Below are 21384 nucleotides of genomic sequence, written 5' to 3'. Positions count from 1 at the left end.
TTATTATCTATTTCGCCAAAAAAACGGAGTAAGAAGTATAAGTACTGTAAAGAGTTCTAACCTTCCTATTAGCATAAGGAAGGAGCACCACCATTTTCCAAAGGCTGGTAGTACATCGAAGTTATTTACTGGGCTAAGTTTACCAAAAGCAGGACCTACATTACCTAGAGAAGAAGCTGCTCCACCAATCGCGGTTTCAAAATCTAATCCTAATGCACCTAACACCACAGAACCAATAATAAAGGAAAGCATATATAATATAAAAAATGCAAGTATATTAAATACGATTTCCTTAGAGACAGATCTTCTATTATATCTTACGGGTAATATTGCTCTGGGATGCAGCGTTCTTTTAAATTCTAAAATCCCATTTCGAATAGTTATTAAATGTCGTACTACTTTTATACCTCCCGAGGTAGATCCGGCAGAACCACCCAGAAACATGATTCCAAAGAAAAAAACTGTTAAAAACGATGTCCACATTGTAAAATCTGCACTTACAAAACCTGTAGTAGTAATTACTGCAAGTACTTGAAATAACGCATGACGAAAAGCACTTTCTGCTTCTCCCCACACCATTGGATGATCAATAGAGGAAATAGACATATCTGCTTTACTATATATTACAAGAGTAGCTATTGCTGTAAATATAATAACAGAAAGGGCATAAAATTTAAATTCTTCATCTTTTATGATTTTCTGAACTTTACCCTTAAATCCAAAATAGCTAAGCACAAAATTCATCCCAGCCAAAAACATAAACAGTATGATAATATATTGTATCAGCGGTTGATCGTTCCAGTAGGCAACACTTGCATTTTTAGTAGAAAACCCTCCTGTAGACAATGTACTTAATGCATGGTTTATTGCATCAAAGAAATTCATTCCTGCCAGTTTTAAAAGAATAGTTTCTGCAACGGTATATCCAAAATAGATCAACCATAATCGTTTTGCAGTATCTGTAATTCTAGGGTGTAATTTATCTGCACTTGGCCCAGGTGCCTCTGCAGCAAACAGTTGCATCCCTCCTATTCCTAACAATGGTAAAATAGCAATGGCCAATACAATAATTCCCATGCCTCCAATCCAATGCGTTAAACTGCGCCAAAACAAAACTCCTTTAGGGATAATCTCTATTTCATTAAGAATAGACGCACCTGTGGTAGTATATCCCGACATGGTTTCAAAAAAAGCATTCGTAAAAGATGGTATTGCTCCCGAGAATAAGTAAGGTAAGGTTCCGCTAAGAGACATAAATATCCATCCAAAGGTTACAACAATATACCCTTCTCGTTTATTGATTTCTTTTTGATGCTCTCTCGTTAAAAACATTAAGATAATCCCAATAAACATCGTCGCTAAAGATGCCATCATGATCTCTAAAGTAACTCCATCTTTATAGATAAAACTAATACCAGTGGCGATTAGCATAAACCCGCCATTACAGAGTAACAACAGCCCCATGATATGTGAGATAATCTTATAGTTTAATCTGTACATCTTAAAGGAAAAGCTTTTCTATTTTCTTAATAGATTTTGGCAAACAACATACCACTACCCGGTCTCCGGCCTGAATATAAAAATCTCCTAGCGGGATCATCCCTTCTTCATCTCTAATAACTCCAGCAATTATAGCAGAACGTGGAAAATCTAAATCTTTGATTAAATTATCACTTACTTCTGAAGAAGATTTAACAATAAACTCTAACAGCTCGGCATTCATATTATTAAGTTTGGTCATTGCTACAACCTCACCTTTTCTAATAAATCTAAAAATATTGTTTGCAGCCAGAAGTTTCTTATTGATTAAGGTATCTATACCTATAGAATGAGACAGCTGAAAATAATCCATATTTTCTACTAATGCAATAGTTTTTCTCACTCCCTTAGACTTAGCTACCAGGCAAGACATTATATTAGTCTCAGAATTTCCTGTCACCGCTATAAAGGCATCCATCCCATCTATTCCTTCTTCTTGTAGTAGTTCTACATTTCGCCCATCACCATTAATAATTAAAGCATTAGGTAGTTCATCGGCAAGATCAAAAGATTTCTCTCTATCTTTCTCAATAAGTTTTACTCTAAATTTATGATCACAAAGGTCACGAGAAGTCTTATAACCAATCTTACTCCCTCCCAGAATCATTACATTCTTGATTTGTTCTTTAACTTTTCCGGTTAACTTATACAACTCTTCTACTCCACCTTTAGAAGTTACAAAATACACTTGATCTCCTTCTTTAAAAGTAGTATCTCCTCTAGGAATTAAAGTATATTGAGTTCCGGAGCGTTGAATTGCGATAGGCATAAAGTGTAATTCTGGAAACACCTCTGCTGCCTGTCTCACCGTTTTACCAACAAATAATGCTTCTTTAGATAAGGTAGTTCCTACCATCGTTAGTGCACCATTCTCGAATTCGTAACTCCCGTGAAATGCCGATTGACTAAGCAATAATTCTATTTCACTAGCTGCCAAGGCCTCTGGAGAAATAAGCTCATCAATACCAAATTTAATAAATCCTACTTCTTCTTTATTTTCTATAAACTCTGTATTCGAAATCCTGGCAATTGTACGTTTAGCTCCAAGCTGTTTTGCCAATACACATATTGTAATATTGGTCGTTTCGCTAGAGGTAACACTAATTACCATATCTACATTATCTACTCTTGCTTCTTTTAAAATAGCTATTGAAGTAGAATCTCCTTTAATAACTCTAATATCAAGGTGAGTATCTGCATAATTGAGGCATTCCTTATCTGTATCTATAAGAGTAATGTCCTGGGATTCAAACGAGAGTAATTTCGCCAAATGAAATCCTACCTCACCAGCTCCGGCGATTATGATTTTCATTGGTTTTGTTTATTGTTTTCCATCTAAAGATAAAATCAAACTAAGACTAAATACTACACTTCAAAATAACAAGAAGTAATGTCTTAGAATATAAAAGCGTACAAAGATAATGTAAATTGACTAACTGGTAAAATTTGATGATCTCCAACTTCAATTCTGATACTTCTGATCGTATTTTTATCATTCTGTAATCAAAAATCACAGCTTACAAAAACCTTTATTATAGAACAAAATCACATTTTTTTGCTTAAACAACAAAACTCAGGATTAGTTCAATATCAAAAATGTATATTTGCCTAAATTTTTTTTAATGTCAGAAAAAATAACTCCATATAAAGATAAGACCCGGTCTAAAAAAGAACAGGTTGCCGAGATGTTTGATACTATTTCAGAGAATTATGACGGGTTAAATCGTGTTATCTCTTTTGGCATTGATGTAAAATGGCGTAAAAAAGTAGTGAAACTTGTTAGCAAAACAAATCCTAAAAGAATTTTGGATGTTGCTACAGGAACTGGTGATCTGGCTATAAATCTATCAAAAACAGGGGCATCAGAAATCATTGGCCTTGATATTTCTACAGGAATGTTAGAAGTTGGAAGGCAAAAGATTGCAATAAAAAAATTAGACACCATTATTAATATGGTACAAGGAGATAGTGAAAACCTTCCTTATGATGAAAATTATTTTGATGCGATAACCGTAGCTTTTGGGGTACGAAATTTTGAAAATTTAGAAAAAGGACTTTCAGAGGTATTTAGAGTTCTTAAACCCGGAGGGATTTTTGTAGTTTTGGAAACTTCTATTCCTACGAAAACCCCATATAAACAAGGATACAAGTTTTATTCGACAACAATACTACCGCTTGTCGGCAGGTTATTCTCAAAGGATAAATCTGCTTATTCTTATCTAAGCGAAAGTGCTGCCGCTTTTCCTTATGGAGAAGCCTTCAACAATATTTTGAAAAAAATCGGGTTTATAGAAGTCAAAGATAACCCACAAACTTTTGGTGTGGCTACAATTTACACAGCTACAAAATAATAGTGCCATAATAAATGAGAGGGTTAAACCATTAAAAGGTTAATTTTAATTTAGATGAAAAGAATATTTATCTTAATAGTTGTTTTAATATGTACTCAAAACATGAGTGCACAGTTATTTTCTAAAGAAAAGGTACAAAACCTTCAAAACTTCGATAAGCCAAGATTCAGTTATGGCTATATTCTTGGATTTAACCTTTATGATTTTAATTTTGATTATACAACTGATGCACCAGAAACCGATATTATACATGACGAATCTATAGGTTTTAGTGTAGGTCTTTTAGGGAATCTGAGGTTAAATGATTATTTTGATCTTAGATTAGAACCTATGGTTACTTTTAACACTCGAAATCTAAGATTTTCGAATCCTCAATTCACTTCTGATCTTGAATCTGTACGAGAGGTTAAATCAACATATGTTCATGTGCCCTTATTGTTAAAAATATCGACCAAAAGAATCAATAATATTAAACCTTTTATTGTTGGAGGCGTTTCTACCTCTATAAACTTATCTAGTAACGAAGATAATCCCGATGATAATAGTGTAGGACAATTTAGAATGAAAACCAATACTAATTATTATGAAATTGGTTTTGGTATAGATTTATATTTACAGTATTTCAAATTTACTCCTTCTATAAGAGGAGTTTTTGCTATGTCTGATGAATTGGTAAAAGATAATGATCCTAATAGTCCCTATACTTCGACTATTGACAAAATGTCGACAAGAGGGATTTTTATAAATTTCACGTTTCAATAATTTTACTTAGTTAAGATCTTCTAAATTCACTAAGCACAATAGCTGTTGCGGTAGCAACATTAAGACTTTCTGTCTTTTGATCTGATCCAAATTGCGGAATCGTTATCCTATCTTTAATAAGACTCTGGATATCTTCAGAAATTCCATTTGCTTCATTACCCATTATAACAATAGCATCTTTAGGTAATTTCTCTGTATAAATAGAGTTTCCATTCATAAAAGTGCCAAAAACTCTGGAATTTGGTGTTTCTAAAGTTAAAAAATCCTTTAAGTTCACATAACTAATATTTACCCTTGTAATAGATCCCATTGTAGCTTGTACCACCTTGGGATTATAACAATCTACCGTTTGTAAAGAACACACCAAATCCTGTATCCCAAACCAATCACAAAGACGAATTATCGTTCCCAAATTACCAGGGTCTCTAATATCATCTAATGCCAAAATCAAACCGCTTGAGTTTGTTGTTTTCACTTCAGGGATATGAAATACTGCCAATGCAACTTGCGGGGTAGTTAAAAAACTAATCTGTTTTAACTCCTCCTCTGTAATACCATACTCTAAGGTCGTAGAAACATCAAAGATTCCCACCTCTAATGTAAAGAGAGAATGAAGCCTAAGATTAGCTGCAAGTAACTCCTTAATCACTTTTTTACCTTCTGCAACAAACAATCCATGTTGTTTTCGGTATTTTTTTTGATATAAACTCTTTATTAATTTCTTTTGGTTTTTGCTAACCATACAAATAGTGTATTTTTGAATCAATGAATGAATACAGGTTGAAACACTTTCTGACAAAAATATTATTAATTACCTTAACTAGCATCTTTTTATTTTCGTGTAATGCGGTAAAGAGAGTTCCTGAGAGTGAATATCTTTTGAAAAAAAATCAAATTTATGTTGATAGTGCTAAAACTAAGGACCCAAAATTGTACAATCAACTATATCAAAAACCCAATATTAAACTATTAGGGATTCCTATTAGGCTTCACATATATAATCTAGCCAGTGTAAATCAAGATTCTTTATATCAAGATTGGCTAACAAGAAAACCTAAACGAGAAAAACGAATCACCAAGTTTCTTTCAAAAAAGCAAGTAGATAGATTAGGTGTAGGATTATCTCGTATTAATGAATGGCTTAAAAGTACAGGAGAGCCTCCTTCAATTATTGATGAATCAAAAGTAAAACGCTCTATAAAAAGATTACAAGCTTACTATTGGAATAACGGCTGGTTTAATATTGAAGCAGATTATAAAATTAATACAGAAGATAACAAAACCGCAACGGTAGATTATTATGTAAAACCGCACCAACCCTATTTTATTGATTCACTTAAAACTAGAATAGAGTCCAAGGTTGCGGATTCTATTTACAAACTTAATACTGAAAAATCTACAATTGTTTCAGGAAAACAATACAAAACTCTGGATATAGAAGCAGAACGAGAAAGACTAACATCATTATACCGAAATTCTGGACTCTATCACTTTGAAAAAGAATTTATAAAATTTGATGCCGATACAATTAATACAGGTCACAAGGTAAACCTAAATTTACTCATAAAGAATCGTTCTATTACCTATGGAGATTCTACTGCCAGAATTCCCTTTAAGGTTCATAAAATAAGTAAAGTGAATATTTTTACCGATTATTCATATCAAAATCGAAATCAAAAACCCAAGGATAGCACTTTTTATAAAGGATATAACATCTATGGGTATGACAAAATAAAATACACCCGTAAGGCAATTACAAATTCTGTTCTTATCACTCCTGGTGAGATCTTTAGAGATAAAGACCGCACAAATACTTATAACCAAATTAATAACTTAAGAACATTTAAATACCCTAACATAAATTATGAGATTGATCCCAACGATCCATCTGGAGAAAATCTTATTGCTAGTATTCTATTAACTCCAAGAAAAAAATACAGTACAAATATCGATTTTGATGTATCGACTTCAAATATTCAGGCTTTTGGTATTGGTTTCGGGGGATCTCTTTTAATACGAAATGTTTTTGGAGGTGCCGAAATTTTAGAAATCTCGGCTCGAGGAAGTATTGGTTCTTCTAGCGATGCAGTAGATGGTGGTCAAAAATTCTTTAACATATCAGAAGTAGGAGCAGATGTAAAATTATCATTTCCAAAAATACTTTTCCCACTTAGGACCAATAAAATTATTCCAAAACATATGTCACCGACCACTAATCTTATTTTCGGAATGAATGTTCAGCAAAATATCGGTCTTGACAAACAAAATGCTACAGGAGTATTTAATTATCGATGGAAACCCAGCAATATCCTAACCAATCAATTTGATCTTGTAAATATACAATACGTTAGAAACTTAAATACCAGTAATTATTTTAACATTTATAACACTTCATTTAATAGGTTAAATAATATTGCTACAAGAGTTCTTGATGTAGATTCACCATTCTTTTCTCAACCAGATACAGGCACTCCAAATATAGATAATGCTGTATTACAAATACCTAGTGGAGCAAATGGTTTTATAGCACAATCCTTAAGCGCTACACCTGATCCCGATCTAACACCGGATCAATTACAAGAGATTCGAAATATAAATGAAAGAAAGGTAAGATTAACCGAAGATAACTTAATATTTGCTTCGAGTTACACATACACAAAGAACAATAGAGAAAATCTTTATGATGAAAGTTACTCGAGATTTAGAGCTAAAGTAGAATTAGCTGGTAATGTATTAAGTGCTATTTCGAACATATCGGGATTAAAAGAAAATTCTAATAAACGTTTTGAAGTATTTGGTGTAGAATTTTCTCAATATGCAAAAACAGAATTAGATTATATAAAACATTGGGATTTAGGAAGAAAAAATGTAGTTGCCTTTAGAGCTTTTGGAGGAATTGCTCTTCCTTATGGCAATTCTAACAGTGTTCCTTTTGCGCGAAGTTTCTTTGGTGGCGGACCCAATGACAATAGAGCATGGTTGGTATATGATCTGGGGCCAGGAAGTACCGGCGGAAGAGATGAGTTTAATGAAGCTAATATGAAAATTGCGCTAAATGCAGAATACCGATACAAAATTTTGGGATCATTACATGGAGCATTATTTATTGATGCCGGAAACATTTGGAATGTTCTGGATAATGTAGAAGAAGAAGATGCTACGTTTTCAAAATTAGATGATATACGGGAAATGACCGTAGGAAGTGGTTTCGGGTTTCGATATGACTTTAATTTTTTCGTTTTAAGACTTGATATAGGATTTAAGACTTTTAATCCAGCCAGAGACCAGGATAAACGATGGTTTAAAGGATATAACTTCTCTGAAGCTGTTTATAATTTTGGGATTAATTATCCTTTTTAGCTCATCTGTATCTTAGATAGTTTAATTAGAACATAAAACACTCGCATATTTCATTTTCGTAAAAAACCAACAATCATAATAATTAAAACAACCACAACTCTACCCGTTTTAATGATTATTTTAATCCTATCGGTTTCCGTATAATTTTACTATTTTTGTAGCCTTATAAACCAAAACTAAATTATGAGTCACAACATCAAACCAGGAGTTGCTGCAGGAGACGAAGTCCAGGCAATTTTTAAATATGCAAAAGAGAAAGCTTTTGCATTACCTGCAGTTAATGTAATCGGTTCTAATTCGATTAATGCCGTTTTAGAAACTGCTGCAGAGTTAAATTCTCCTGTAATTATTCAATTCTCTAATGGGGGGGCGCAGTTTAATGCTGGAAAAGGCCTTTCTAATGAAGATCAAAAGGCTGCAATAGCAGGAGCAGTTGCAGGTGCCAAACATGTACATTTAATGGCTGAAGCCTATGGAGTACCCGTAATTTTGCATACTGACCACTGTGCAAAAAAACTACTTCCCTGGATCGATGGCTTATTAGATGCCGGAGAAGAATTTTACAGAGAAACCGGAAAACCATTGTACAGCTCACATATGATCGATTTATCTGAAGAACCAATCGAAGAAAACATCGAAATCTGTGCAGCATATTTGGCTCGTATGAGCAAAATGGGTATGACCTTAGAAATCGAACTAGGAATCACTGGCGGCGAAGAAGATGGTGTAGATAATAGTGATGTAGATGATTCTAAGCTATATACACAACCAGAAGAAGTTGCCTATGCATATGAAGAGTTAAGCAAAGTAAGTGATAAATTTACTGTAGCGGCAGCCTTTGGTAATGTACATGGTGTATACAAACCAGGTAATGTAAAATTAACACCTAAAATACTTAAAAACTCTCAAGAGTTTATTTCAGAAAAATATAAAGTCGAGCATAACCACATCGATTTTGTATTTCATGGAGGAAGTGGCTCTACTGTTGAAGAAATAAGAGAAGCAATTGGATACGGAGTTATTAAAATGAATATTGACACCGATCTGCAATTTGCATTTAATGAAGGTATTCGTGATTATATGACCAATAATATTGAATATCTGAAGACACAAATAGGTAATCCTGATGGGTCAGAAGAACCTAATAAAAAGTATTACGATCCTAGAAAATGGTTACGAGAAGGAGAAATTACCTTTAAGAACCGTCTTAAAAAGGCATTCGAGGATTTAAATAATGTAAATACATTATAGAAGACTGAAAACTTAAGCTGAAACTCTTTAAATGAGTTTCAGCTTTTTTTAATTATAATAAAACTATATGGCTTGGTTTAAGAGAACACAAAAAGGTATACAAACTGCTACCGAAGACAAAAAGGATGTCCCTAAAGGACTTTGGTACAAATCTCCAACGGGAAAAATTGTAGATGCAGAACAACTCGAAAAAAACTTCTATGTAAGTCCAGAAGATGGATACCATGTAAGAATAGGTAGTAAAGAATATTTTGAAATCCTATTTGATGATAATAAATTTAAAGAGCTTGATAAAGGTGTTACCTCAAAAGACCCTCTTAAATTCGAAGACAAAAAGAAATATGTTGACCGTCTTAAAGACGCACAAGAAAAAACAAATTTAAAAGATGCAGTAAGAACAGCTGTAGGAAAATCCTATGGCAATGATTTAGTTATTGCATGTATGGATTTTGCATTTATTGGAGGTTCTATGGGTAGTGTAGTAGGTGAAAAAATCGCAAGAGCTGCCGATTATTCACTAAAACACAAAATTCCATTTATGATTATTTCCAAATCAGGAGGTGCTCGTATGATGGAAGCTGCATTATCACTAATGCAATTGGCAAAAACATCTGCCAAGTTAGCTCAATTAGCAGATGCAGGAATACCTTATATATCATTATGTACAGATCCTACAACAGGAGGTACAACAGCTTCTTTTGCTATGTTAGGTGATATAAATATTGCAGAGCCAGGAGCATTAATTGGATTTGCCGGACCACGTATTGTAAGAGATACCACAGGAAAAGAATTACCCGAAGGTTTTCAAACTGCCGAATTCTTAAAAGAACATGGCTTTCTGGATTTTATAACTCCAAGACATGAACTAAAACAAAAAATAAACTTATATCTAAGTTTAATTCTAAATCGTCCTTTGGCAAATTAAGATATAATACATCTAGTTATATACAAAAAGGCTCGACTTAAAGTCGGGCCTTTTTATATAATCACATCAAAAACTTACAGATCATAGTCGAATCTCACGTTCTTCTCCATTATCATTGGTAAATACAGCTAAATTATCGCACGCTCCGTTACCATAATCTAATGAACCACTATAATGCGTTCTTACTAACTCAACAACGCCACTCACCAAAAACCTACAACTAGCTTCTCGTCGTAAAGGTGTTGTAATTGTAGTACTGTGGGTGTTTCCATTTTTGAAATTAGTTTCCCAGGCACCTGTAATTAAGAACACATTATCTCCCCAATTACCATTAAAAGAGCCTTCAATCCATTCGCGAACCTTTGATCCTGTCCTGGTTGCCTGCGTGCCATCAGCAAAAGTAATCGTTAAATCAAGATTCATTGTATATTGAGGATTACCATTATCGTTGGCTTTTTGCCTGGTTACTGTTTTAGATCCAACAAATTTCATATCATCAATAAAAAAGTCCTCGAGCGTATAGTTAATAATTTTTGTCATTGCTTCTGTATCTACCACATATGACATATTAACTTTTCCTTTTACGATACGTCCTCCTCTAACTTCGCACCCTTCAGAACCAAAATCTACAGTTACCTCTTTAGAAGTATCTGTAACTTTAATAGTTATAGTTGCACAGTCTGGTATAAAAGGATGAATTGGGCTTTTCGCAGCACTTTCCTCATACTCATACACTTGTAAAAATGTATCACTTATTACCTCGGTTGAATTGTCTACCTTGGCATTAAGTTCGGTTTCTTCGGTGGAAAAAGATGTTACTAATTGATCTTCAGCATCATCTTTATTACATCCTACTAAAATCAAAAAAAATAATGTGATTAAACTAAATTTAGATAAGTTACTTTTCATAATATTTAATTTTAACGTTACCATACTAAGACTATATATTATGTAAAACGTTTAATTGCATTATGTTTTTTCATATAAAATGCGTTTCTAATTCAAAAAATATTATATTTGCACGCTAATAGCAAAGAGCTATTGATACATAAAAATCATTTAAATAATATTGGAATGTATTTAACAAAAGAAGTTAAAGAAGAAATCTTCGCAAAGCACGGTAAAGGAAAGAACGACAGTGGTTCTGCAGAAGGTCAAATTGCATTGTTTACTCACAGAATTACTCATCTTACTGAGCACTTAAAAAAGAATCGTAAAGATTATAATACAGAGCGTTCTTTGGTAAAGTTGGTAGGAAAACGTAGAGATCTGTTAGACTATCTTATTAAAAAGGATATCATGAGATACCGTGCAATTGTAAAAGAATTAGGATTAAGAAAGTAATAAAAAGAGGCTGCGTGCCTCTTTTTTTATATTAAATAATTAAAAAACATTTGTACTTCACTAGAGTACAAATGCATGCCTTAGTTTTTCATTGGTCGCGCAATTACTACAACAACACAACCTTGTCCGTCCGAGTAAGACGGAAACCAATGTTTAATTAAACATATCAGGATTATCTATACGATACGCTGATATGTTAGAATCAAAAAAATTATGATTCCAAAAGTTTATAGAGAGGTCATTGACCTTGGTGATGGTAGAGAAATTTCTATCGAAACCGGAAAATTAGCAAAACAGGCTCATGGTTCTGTTGTTGTGCAATCTGGCAAGTGTATGTTATTATGTACGGTTGTTTCAAATTACAAACAAAGTGATGTCGATTTCTTACCATTAACAGTAGATTATAGAGAAAAATTTGCAGCATCTGGTCGTTATCCTGGTGGTTTCTTCAAAAGAGAAGCAAGACCAAGTGATGGCGAAGTACTAACCATGAGATTGGTAGATCGTGTATTACGACCACTATTCCCAAAAGATTATCACGCAGAAACTCAAGTGATGATTCAGTTAATGTCGCATGATGAGAATGTAATGCCAGATGCAATGGCAGGATTAGCAGCATCTGCAGCGATACAATTATCTGATTTCCCTTTTGAATGTGCTATTTCAGAAGCACGTGTAGGACGTGTAAATGGTGAATTTATCATCAACCCAACAAGAGCACAGTTAGAAGAATCAGATATCGACATGATGATTGGTGCTTCTGCAGATTCTGTAATGATGGTTGAGGGAGAAATGAAAGAAATTAGCGAAGAAGAAATGGTGGAAGCTATCAAATTCGCTCACGATCATATAAAAGTACAATGTGCTGCTCAGCTTAAATTAGCAGAAGCCTTTGGGAAAAAAGAAGTTAGAGAGTACGATCCAGAAAGAGAAGATGAAGATTTAGCTAAGAAAATTCATGAAATGGCATATGACAAAGTATATGCTGTTGCAAAAGCAGGATCATCTAAAAAAGAACGTGGTTTGGCTTTTTCTGAAATAAAAGAAGAAATAATAGCTACATTTTCTGAAGAAGAACTTGAAGATTTTGGGGATCTAGTATCTAAATATTATGCTAAAGCAGAAAAAACTGCAATTCGTGATCTTACTTTAAACGAAGGATTACGTTTAGATGGCCGTAAAACTGATGAGATTAGACCAATCTGGTGTGAGGTAGATTATCTACCATCAACTCACGGATCTTCTATATTTACACGAGGAGAAACTCAGGCATTAGCAACAGTAACTTTGGGAACTTCTAGAGAGGCAAATCAAATTGACATGCCATCTTATGAAGGAGAAGAAACATTCTACCTTCACTATAACTTCCCTCCTTTCTGTACCGGTGAAGCAAGACCTATACGAGGAACTTCTCGTAGAGAAGTTGGTCACGGGAATCTGGCACAACGTGCCCTAAAAGGAATGATTCCTGCTGATTGCCCATATACTGTGCGTGTAGTATCAGAAGTACTAGAATCTAATGGTTCGTCTTCTATGGCAACTGTATGTTCTGGAACTATGGCATTGATGGATGCCGGAGTACAAATGGTGAAACCAGTTTCTGGTATTGCAATGGGATTAATTTCTGATGGTGAAACAGGAAAATACGCAGTTTTATCTGATATCTTAGGTGATGAAGATCACTTGGGAGATATGGACTTTAAAGTAACCGGTACTGCCGATGGTATAACAGCTTGCCAAATGGATATTAAAGTTAAAGGTCTTTCTTATGAAATTTTGGTAAATGCATTAAAGCAAGCAGCCGATGGCCGTATTCATATTCTAGGAAAATTAACAGATACTATTGCAACACCAAACGCAGATGTAAAAGCTCATGCTCCAAAAATGGTAACCAGAACAATTCCTGGAGATTATATTGGTGCTTTAATTGGCCCTGGAGGTAAGGTAATTCAAGAATTACAAAAGGAAACAGGAACTACCATTGTTATCAACGAAGATCCTGTTACCGAAGAAGGAAATGTAGAGATTCTTGGTACAAGCCAGGAAGGAATTGATGCTGTATTAGCAAAAATCGATGCTATTACTTTTAAACCTGTGGTTGGTAGTGTATATGAAGTGAAAGTAATCAAAATGTTAGATTTTGGTGCTGTAGTAGAATATATGGAAGCTCCTGGTAACGAAGTTTTACTTCACGTTTCAGAATTGGCATGGGAACGCACAGAGAATGTTAGCGATGTTGTAAACATGGGTGACGTCTTTGATGTAAAATATTTTGGAATTGACTCTAGAACTCGTAAAGAAAAAGTATCTAGAAAAGCATTATTACCAAGACCTCCAAGACCCGAAGGTGATAAATCAAAAGGTAATAATCGAAAACCTCATAGAGATAAAAAAGAAAATTAATTTTCTATACTATTTAAAAACGCCTTCAAGAATTTTGAAGGCGTTTTTTATTTCATTCAGATACCGGTACCTATCTAAACCCTTAGTACACCTCTCTCCAACATGTTCCTTTATTATTACATTGGGATAAATTAGTTAATGTTACGCAACCATTTAAAGACTACTAGTCTATTAGACAAAGACTTTAAATAATGTAATCATGACAACATTTAAAACCCTACTACTTAGCACCCTACTAATTTCTATGGTTTCCTGCCATAATGAATCCTTTGACTTATTTCCGGATAATATTCAAAAAATAGAAACAGATTCAGAGCTTTTTGACTCTTTAAAAAATATTTCTAAAAATAAGAATGAAGATGATGAACCGATCTGTATCACTTTTGTTTACCCTTTTAATATATATCTTTTTAATGAAGATTCTGAAATTGTAGATAGCAGAATAGTCTATAATAATATTGATTTTGTAGGACTTTTGGAAGAATCAGAAGAAAGCAATGACGCAATAGGCCTAAGTTATCCTATAACTACCATTCTAGAAGATGGTAGTTCGTTTAGCATACAGGACAATACCGAATTAAAAAAAACAATCGAAGCTTGTATCGAATCAGAGATTATTATCTATTGTAATAGAATATTAGAGAAAAATTGCGTCTGGAAAATCACTTCTTTAACCAATAACCAAAACTATAATGATGCGCTATTAGATTTTTATGATGACGGAACCGGTATTTTTTATGATAAAGGTAATGCGCATAGAACCTCATGGGTATCCTTTTTCCTTGAAGGCAAATTACATATTAATATCCATCTTGAAGGAGATTCTAAAACAGCCAAAGATTGGAATTTTGATTGGAAAGCCTTGATAATAGATGATGAAACTGTTGAAATATCTAATGAAACCGATACATACATCATCAAAAGACAATGCAATGTCGAAAACTCATGTGATTATGTAGAATTTAAAGAATGTGAATTGAAAAATTTTGAAGATACCGCCAATTTTGTTTTTAATGATTACAAAGACTGCATTCTTTCTTTTCAGGAAAATGTAGATACTTCTTTATTAACATTATCATTTTATCAAACCTATGAATATGCAGAACAAGAAATAAATATATTAGATTCATCTGCTTATCTAAACACAACTAACCCCCAATTAGTTTTTGTTAGAGTCAAAAACACAGATACAAACGAATCCAAAATAATTAGAATAGTTTTATTTGCTGAAGCCTGCAATAATAATGATGAGAGTTAATTATTATTTTTAGCAATCTTTCCTAAAAAAAGGAAAGATTGCTTTATTTATATGCCATAAAAACATGTTTTTGCTATTAATTTTATTTTTTTTCATCCCTTTTACGCAACCATTTAAAACAATTCAGTCTAAAAGAGTAAACTAGTAATAATTTATGTGTTATTTTAAGTATCGCATAATGAAAATTGAAGACAAAAATCGAATTCTTTTTTGTTTAGAAAAAACATTTCAGGTTTCAGTACATAGTCTTTATTAAGCTTAAAACCAATTGGACACAAGGAAGTTAATTAAGAAGTGCCAAAAAAACAATCGGAAAGCGCAAAGTGAATTGTTTCACCTTTACAGGGACACACTTTTTGCTTTGAGTCTTAAGTATTGCAAAAATTACAATGAAGCAGAAGATAATTTACAAGACTCTTTTATTACAATTTTTAAAAAGATAAATCAATATAATTTTAAGGGTTCTTTTGAAGGGTGGATGAAAAGAATAACGATTAATAAAGCTATCGACAAGTATAAAAAAACTCCTTTTACTGATATAAACATAAACAAAGAGAACATCGCAGATACTAAAATTGATTCTGAAACACTAAATCTTTCATTAGATGAATTACTAAAATACATACAAGAATTACCAGATAGATATAGATTGGTCTTTAACTTATATGAACTCGATGAGTATTCTCATAAGGAAATAGCCAAAATGTTACATATTTCTGAAGGAACTTCAAAATCGAACCTGCATAGAGCAAAAGTTATATTGAAAACCAAAATAACATCTAATAACAATTGTTTAAAAAAAATTGCAATAAGTAATGGCTGACCCAAAAGACATAGGAAAAGCTTTTAAAGAAAAACTTAAAGGCTTTGATCAATCACCTAGTAATTTATCCTGGGAAGATATTGAACCTAAGTTACCCAAAAAAGAAGATGATAAGCTTTCTTATTGGGCAAAAGTAGTAGGTGTACTTATATTTCTCTTATTATTAATGCTTTTTGCAGCAGATACGTATAATAGTAATATCATCACAGAAAACTCAACTAATACTACTATAAAAATACCAGCAACTCTAGAAAACTGTGACGAAATAGATCCAAAAAACAGCAAACTGCAATTACCCAGTAATGAAATTATTACGACGGTATTGGTATCACTCAAATCAAAATCTGATATCAATGACATCTACAACAGTACAACAAATAATAATTGGTCTATATTAGATAGTAAAACTAATAATGGTATTGGTTTGTCATCAAATAAAAATGTTTCGAATTCTAGTTTTATAGTAACCAGAAAAATGCCTCTTTCTACTCATAGAACTAGTAAACAAGCACCCCGGGTAAAAAATGTTATGAACAAAGGTGTCGAAGAAATAAAAAACACCCAAAACTCTACTAATTCTAATGCAAAAACTAATCCTACAAATAAAAAGACATCAATATCCTCAACTTCAATTACAAACCAAATAAGAAATAAATCGGATAAAATTTTAAACAATAGTCGCAACAGAGCGTCTAAAAACGAAAAGCTTAAAGAAAATAAAGATGATTCCCTAACAACTCTAATAGCATCCAAAAAGAATACATCCATCAATAATCGTAAAAACAAGGATACATTAGTATATATGACTCCTATAAAGAAAAAGCCATTTCAAAAATTTAGTATCGGAGTACATGTTACCCCAACATATACAATAGCTCCTAATGGATCTTTGATAAGCAACCATCTTGCAAAAAACACAAATCGTGGCAGAATAAGCTTAAGTTATGGTGTTCTTTTTAAGACATACTACACAGAAAAAATAGCACTAAGGGTTGGATATAATCGATTAAAACTAAGTAACAAAATAAACAATGTTCCAACCGATCAATTACCTATTATACTTAATGATTTGGGAATAATTTTACCTGCAAATAATACTATAGAAAATTCTGAAAAGATAGACCTAATACAAAAGACTATTTATAATGAGGTTTTATTTGGATTACAATATCAAATCTTAGATAATCAAATTAGCACAGCGCTAATAGGAGAATTAGGTTTTCTATTTCTTGATGAAAACAATATTAAAATACATACTACTTCTAATAATTTTAAATTAGGGAGCAATACTAATATTCTGAAAACAAATTTCAGTATTAATATTGGCGCAAATCTTCGATATAAGCTATCTAAAAAAATATTTTTCAATGTTGAGCCTTTACTGAAGTATCAATTAAAAAATGCAAGTCAAAATTCTGAAAGTTATCGACCTTTATACTTTACAATTCAGACAGGGGTTTCTTATGAGTTTTAAACCATATTAATACTACCACATTGTTTTCTACATTCTTCATAAAATTCGTTGTTTTTTGAGTCTTTTTTAAAAAAACAACGAATTTTATAAAAAATAATCAAACCGCCTCAAAACCCCTGTTAACAATAGATAACAAGTAAAACAAAAGAATATCTCTCATAAAAAAACAATCTTTTTGTAACATTTCTATAACATATTACGTATAATAGATAAAAGGCCCTAAATATTCACAAAATTAAATTTCAAGGAGAACTATAGATGAGACAACTTAAAATTACGAAGCAGGTAACAAATCGTGAGACTGCATCGCTAGATAAGTATTTGCAAGAGATAGGAAAAGTAGACCTTATTACTGCAGATGAAGAGGTGGAATTAGCTCAGCGTATAAAAGCTGGTGATGAGAGAGCTCTTGAAAAACTAACAAAGGCTAACCTTAGATTCGTAGTTTCGGTTGCAAAACAATATCAAAATCAAGGACTTACTCTTCCCGATTTAATTAATGAAGGTAACCTTGGACTAATTAAAGCTGCAAAACGTTTTGATGAAACCCGTGGATTTAAGTTTATATCTTATGCTGTATGGTGGATTCGTCAATCTATTCTACAGGCGTTGGCAGAACAATCTCGTATTGTTCGTTTACCATTAAACAAAATTGGTTCGATCAATAAGATCAATAAAACATATGCATTCTTAGAGCAATCACATGAGCGCCCACCAAGTGCCGAAGAAATTGCAAAAGAATTAGATATGACCATCAACGATGTTAAAGAATCGATGAAGAATTCTGGACGCCATGTAAGTATGGATGCTCCCCTTGTTGAAGGAGAAGATTCTAATCTTTATGATGTATTAAATTCTGGAGAGTCACCAAATCCTGATAGGACACTATTACACGAGTCTCTTCGTACAGAAATAGAGCGTGCTCTAGAAACACTTACTCCTAGAGAAGCAGATGTAATACGATTATATTTTGGTCTTGGAGATCAACACCCAATGACTCTTGAAGAAATTGGAGAAACTTTTGATCTTACACGTGAACGTGTACGTCAAATCAAAGAAAAAGCAATTCGAAGATTAAAACATACATCTAGAAGTAAAATATTAAAGACTTATTTAGGATAAATTCCTAAATTGCGGTTACAAACAGTTTTATAACATAACTGTTCGTTTTTTGATTGATGAATGACCTCCGGCTGATTACCGGAGGTTTTTTCTTACGGTAATCCGTAAAAACTTTACGGGAACCCATAAAAAAAACATTTTTACACATAAATATTACAATTTCCCCTAACAGAACCCCCAATATTCTAGTAAAAGTATCTCAAAATTCGTATATTTAAGTAGCTACCCCCCTCTTAATATATTATTCATCATGAGATATATAATAAGTTATGTTAGCACCGTAAATCCAAACATATCAAATTCTGATATGACAGAGCTTATGGATTATGTTAGGCTTAATAATAATGCAATTGGTCTTATGGGGATATTGATATATTCTGAAGGAAATTTTTTTCAAATTCTAGAAGGTGAAGAACAAACCGTTAAAATGATGTTCGAAAAGATAAGAAAAGATCATCGACACTATAATATCATTAAGATGCTGGATAAAGAAATCTTAAGCTCTTCCTTCTCAGAATCTCGTTCTTCATTTACAGTAATATCTGATCATTACAATCAAAGTGAGTTACATCAATTCTTAAAAAAAGAAGAAGAACATAATCCAGAACATTACAAAAGTATTTCATATCTAGCTCAAAAATTCATGAAATTCAATTAACTACAGACTATCATAAGCTTTCAAAATAGAGCTTGCTCTAATTACACAACCTACATCATTTATCATCTAAATTTATTAAAAAAAGAGAATTCCTGTTTTTGCACTATTAAACAATAAAAGTTTATGCTTAGCAAGACTAGATATCAAGTATACGAGGAGCTACCGTTTTTTCTTTTCTTGAAACAGTAGCGAAAAAAGAAGATTTTTATTATAGTAAATTCAAAGGATAAATATATTAAATAGTACTTTTGCGGGAAACAACATAGATTTATGGCTTCAAAACGTATAGCCCCTTCAGTATTAGCTGCAGATTTTGCTAATTTGCAACGCGATGTAGAAATGATTAACAAAAGTGACGCAGATTGGTTTCATATAGATATTATGGACGGTGTTTTTGTTCCCAACATTTCTTTTGGGATGCCTGTTTTGCGAGATATCGTAAAACATGCTACCAAGACAATTGATGTACACCTTATGATTGTTGATCCAGATCGATATATTAAAACTTTTGCTGATCTGGGAAGTAATATTCTTACTGTACATTATGAAGCTTGTACACATCTACACAGAACATTGCAAGCTATTAAAGCAGAAGGAATGAAAGCGGGCGTTGCTATAAACCCACATACCAATGTAAGTTTACTAGAAGATGTTATTAATGATATCGACCTGGTATGCATAATGAGCGTAAATCCTGGATTTGGTGGTCAATCATTTATCGAAAATACTTATAAAAAGGTAAAACAACTTCGTGAAATTATTGTACGAAATAATGCAAGCACATTAATTGAGATTGATGGAGGAGTAACCAATAAAAACGCAAAACAACTTATAGATGCCGGAGCGGACGTATTAGTTGCCGGAAGTTTTGTTTTTAAAAGTACTAATCCTAACCAAACCATTAAAGAATTAAAAGAGATTATAAACACTTAGTCTATACAAAATGGAACAGAATCCTATTCCGTCTTTTGATACCTGGACATCAATTTTCCTAATCGTAAGCTCACTAGGGTTCTTCTTAAGTATTATTTTAAGTATTCGTAAAACAGGAAGGATAAATAACCTTCCTGTTGTTTTACTTATCTTAGGTTTTTCTTTTATTCTACTGCAATACGTATTTTTCTGGACTAATTACGGGTCTGTATATCCTTATTTTTATTTTTTTGACTCTAGCTGGTATCTCGCGTTTGGACCTCTGCTGTATGTATATATTACAAGATTTTACAGTAAAAACTTCAAAATACGATGGTACCACTTTGCACCAGCGATCTTATCATTTATTATTAACGGATACTATCTTATTGCATCAGAAGGTTTTCAAAACGTTAAAGATTATAAAGGTGATTTTCTTTTTTATCTCTTTTGGTCGATTCGCTCTCCCTGGCTGGTAGCTTTATCACTAATAATTTATATAATCATCATAAAAGATTTTATCACCTTTCATAAAAGCGATAAAAAGTCTCAATACGAAATGATCAGAAAAAAATGGTCTACTTTCCTTATCAATTTATTCTTAGTCTTTATTATCGCCTATATAAGTTATTATGTATTGGTTAAATTCTCTTTTTTCAACATACATTGGGATTATGCAATTTCTTTCTCAATGTCTATAGCTATCTATGGCATTGGTTATATGGTATATAAAGAACCTTCTATCTTTAACGGAGAATTATTATCTAATCTATTTTTGAAAGAAGAAAATCATCAGGAATTAACCGAGTCTACCAAGGATGAGTTTTACGATATGTTATTGTCATATATTAAAACAAATAAACCATATTTAAACAATGATTTACGCCTAGTACAATTAGCAGATAATATCGGTTTTTCTAGCCACATACTTTCAAAACTTATAAACGAAAAATCTAAGAAGAACTTTAACCAATTTATAAACGAATATAGATTAGAAGAAGCTAAAAAACTACTTCTAAAAAATTCTGAAGCTAGTATTAAAACGATTTATTTTGATGTTGGATTTAATAACAAAGCTACTTTTAATACTGCTTTCAAAAATAAGTTCAATTGTACTCCTTCTGAATATAAAAGAAAAAAATTAGAAGTTCAGAATAATTAACGCCAGTTATAGTTTGAATACTCTCTTAATAGTATAAAAA

Annotated in this window: 18 protein-coding genes; 14 read left to right on the top strand and 4 right to left on the bottom strand. The window is 32.5% G+C overall.

Translation table 11 applies throughout. The annotated features are described in order from the left end of the window. Window positions 1-3 precede the first annotated feature (3 nt). A complete protein-coding gene (locus NNL09_RS12545) occupies window positions 4-1500 on the bottom strand; it encodes a TrkH family potassium uptake protein (RefSeq protein ID WP_025664989.1) in 1497 nt (498 codons plus the stop codon). 1 nt (window position 1501) lies between these two features. After that, window positions 1502-2851, bottom strand: a complete 1350-nt coding sequence (trkA, locus tag NNL09_RS12540; protein ID WP_025664990.1) for a Trk system potassium transporter TrkA — start codon at window positions 2849-2851, stop codon at window positions 1502-1504. 310 nt (window positions 2852-3161) lie between these two features. On the opposite strand from trkA, the gene ubiE reads away from it, so the two are divergent. After that, window positions 3162-3890: a bifunctional demethylmenaquinone methyltransferase/2-methoxy-6-polyprenyl-1,4-benzoquinol methylase UbiE gene (ubiE, locus tag NNL09_RS12535; RefSeq protein WP_074408407.1), complete on the top strand. Its 729-nt coding sequence runs from the start codon at window positions 3162-3164 to the stop codon at window positions 3888-3890. Between the two features lie 54 nt (window positions 3891-3944). Next, on the top strand, window positions 3945-4652 hold the full coding sequence (locus NNL09_RS12530) for a porin family protein (RefSeq protein ID WP_025664992.1): 708 nt from the start codon (window positions 3945-3947) through the stop codon (window positions 4650-4652). A 10-nt stretch (window positions 4653-4662) separates the two neighbouring features. On the opposite strand, the gene NNL09_RS12525 is transcribed toward NNL09_RS12530, so the two are convergent. Further along, a complete protein-coding gene (locus NNL09_RS12525) occupies window positions 4663-5394 on the bottom strand; it encodes an RNA methyltransferase (RefSeq protein WP_196910842.1) in 732 nt (243 codons plus the stop codon). Window positions 5395-5531: 137 nt separating this feature from the next. Between NNL09_RS12525 and NNL09_RS12520 the strand changes: the two genes are divergently transcribed. The 3 genes from NNL09_RS12520 (at window position 5532) to accD (ending at window position 10188) form a co-directional block, all read left to right on the top strand. Next, window positions 5532-8012, top strand: a complete 2481-nt coding sequence (locus NNL09_RS12520; protein WP_317193929.1) for a BamA/TamA family outer membrane protein — start codon at window positions 5532-5534, stop codon at window positions 8010-8012. 183 nt (window positions 8013-8195) lie between these two features. Continuing rightward, complete coding sequence (fbaA, locus tag NNL09_RS12515; protein WP_196910840.1) at window positions 8196-9263, top strand: class II fructose-bisphosphate aldolase; 1068 nt, start codon at window positions 8196-8198, stop codon at window positions 9261-9263. A gap of 67 nt (window positions 9264-9330) precedes the next feature. Next, the gene (accD, locus tag NNL09_RS12510; protein ID WP_025664996.1) at window positions 9331-10188 is read left to right on the top strand and encodes an acetyl-CoA carboxylase, carboxyltransferase subunit beta; all 858 of its coding nucleotides are present in this window, start codon (window positions 9331-9333) and stop codon (window positions 10186-10188) included. A gap of 81 nt (window positions 10189-10269) precedes the next feature. Here the strand turns inward: accD and NNL09_RS12505 are convergent, their stop codons facing one another. Continuing rightward, the gene (locus NNL09_RS12505) at window positions 10270-11097 is read right to left on the bottom strand and encodes a hypothetical protein (RefSeq protein ID WP_196910839.1); all 828 of its coding nucleotides are present in this window, start codon (window positions 11095-11097) and stop codon (window positions 10270-10272) included. Between the two features lie 165 nt (window positions 11098-11262). Here NNL09_RS12505 and rpsO point away from each other — a divergent pair, with 165 nt between their 5' ends. The 9 genes from rpsO to NNL09_RS12460 all read left to right on the top strand — a co-directional run bounded on the left by rpsO (window position 11263) and on the right by NNL09_RS12460 (window position 21344). After that, window positions 11263-11532, top strand: coding sequence for a 30S ribosomal protein S15 (gene rpsO, locus NNL09_RS12500; protein WP_025664998.1), 270 nt, complete (start codon window positions 11263-11265; stop codon window positions 11530-11532). A 213-nt stretch (window positions 11533-11745) separates the two neighbouring features. Continuing rightward, window positions 11746-13935 (top strand): polyribonucleotide nucleotidyltransferase, encoded by a 2190-nt coding sequence (locus NNL09_RS12495; RefSeq protein ID WP_196910838.1) that lies wholly within the window; start codon window positions 11746-11748, stop codon window positions 13933-13935. A 199-nt stretch (window positions 13936-14134) separates the two neighbouring features. Then, the gene (locus tag NNL09_RS12490) at window positions 14135-15193 is read left to right on the top strand and encodes a hypothetical protein (protein WP_196910837.1); all 1059 of its coding nucleotides are present in this window, start codon (window positions 14135-14137) and stop codon (window positions 15191-15193) included. A 268-nt stretch (window positions 15194-15461) separates the two neighbouring features. Next, a complete protein-coding gene (locus tag NNL09_RS12485) occupies window positions 15462-16016 on the top strand; it encodes an RNA polymerase sigma factor (RefSeq protein WP_196910836.1) in 555 nt (184 codons plus the stop codon). Next, window positions 16009-17490 carry a hypothetical protein gene (locus NNL09_RS12480; RefSeq protein WP_196910835.1) on the top strand — a complete coding sequence of 494 codons (1482 nt, stop codon included), beginning with the start codon at window positions 16009-16011 and terminating at the stop codon, window positions 17488-17490. The genes NNL09_RS12485 and NNL09_RS12480 overlap by 8 nt, the downstream gene beginning before the upstream one ends. A 258-nt stretch (window positions 17491-17748) precedes the next feature. Continuing rightward, window positions 17749-18612: an RNA polymerase sigma factor RpoD/SigA gene (locus NNL09_RS12475; RefSeq protein WP_024772554.1), complete on the top strand. Its 864-nt coding sequence runs from the start codon at window positions 17749-17751 to the stop codon at window positions 18610-18612. Window positions 18613-18862: 250 nt separating this feature from the next. Further along, window positions 18863-19270 carry a BLUF domain-containing protein gene (locus NNL09_RS12470; RefSeq protein ID WP_196910834.1) on the top strand — a complete coding sequence of 136 codons (408 nt, stop codon included), beginning with the start codon at window positions 18863-18865 and terminating at the stop codon, window positions 19268-19270. Between the two features lie 270 nt (window positions 19271-19540). Then, the gene (gene rpe, locus NNL09_RS12465; RefSeq protein ID WP_025665004.1) at window positions 19541-20203 is read left to right on the top strand and encodes a ribulose-phosphate 3-epimerase; all 663 of its coding nucleotides are present in this window, start codon (window positions 19541-19543) and stop codon (window positions 20201-20203) included. A gap of 10 nt (window positions 20204-20213) precedes the next feature. Continuing rightward, window positions 20214-21344, top strand: coding sequence for a helix-turn-helix domain-containing protein (locus NNL09_RS12460; protein ID WP_196910833.1), 1131 nt, complete (start codon window positions 20214-20216; stop codon window positions 21342-21344). Window positions 21345-21384 lie beyond the last annotated feature (40 nt).

This window comes from Aquimarina sp. EL_43 (assembly GCF_943422735.1).
Taxonomy (GTDB): Bacteria; Bacteroidota; Bacteroidia; order Flavobacteriales; family Flavobacteriaceae; genus Aquimarina; species Aquimarina megaterium.
Note: the sequence above shows the minus strand (reverse complement) of the source record. Positions and strands in the feature narration are given on the sequence as shown.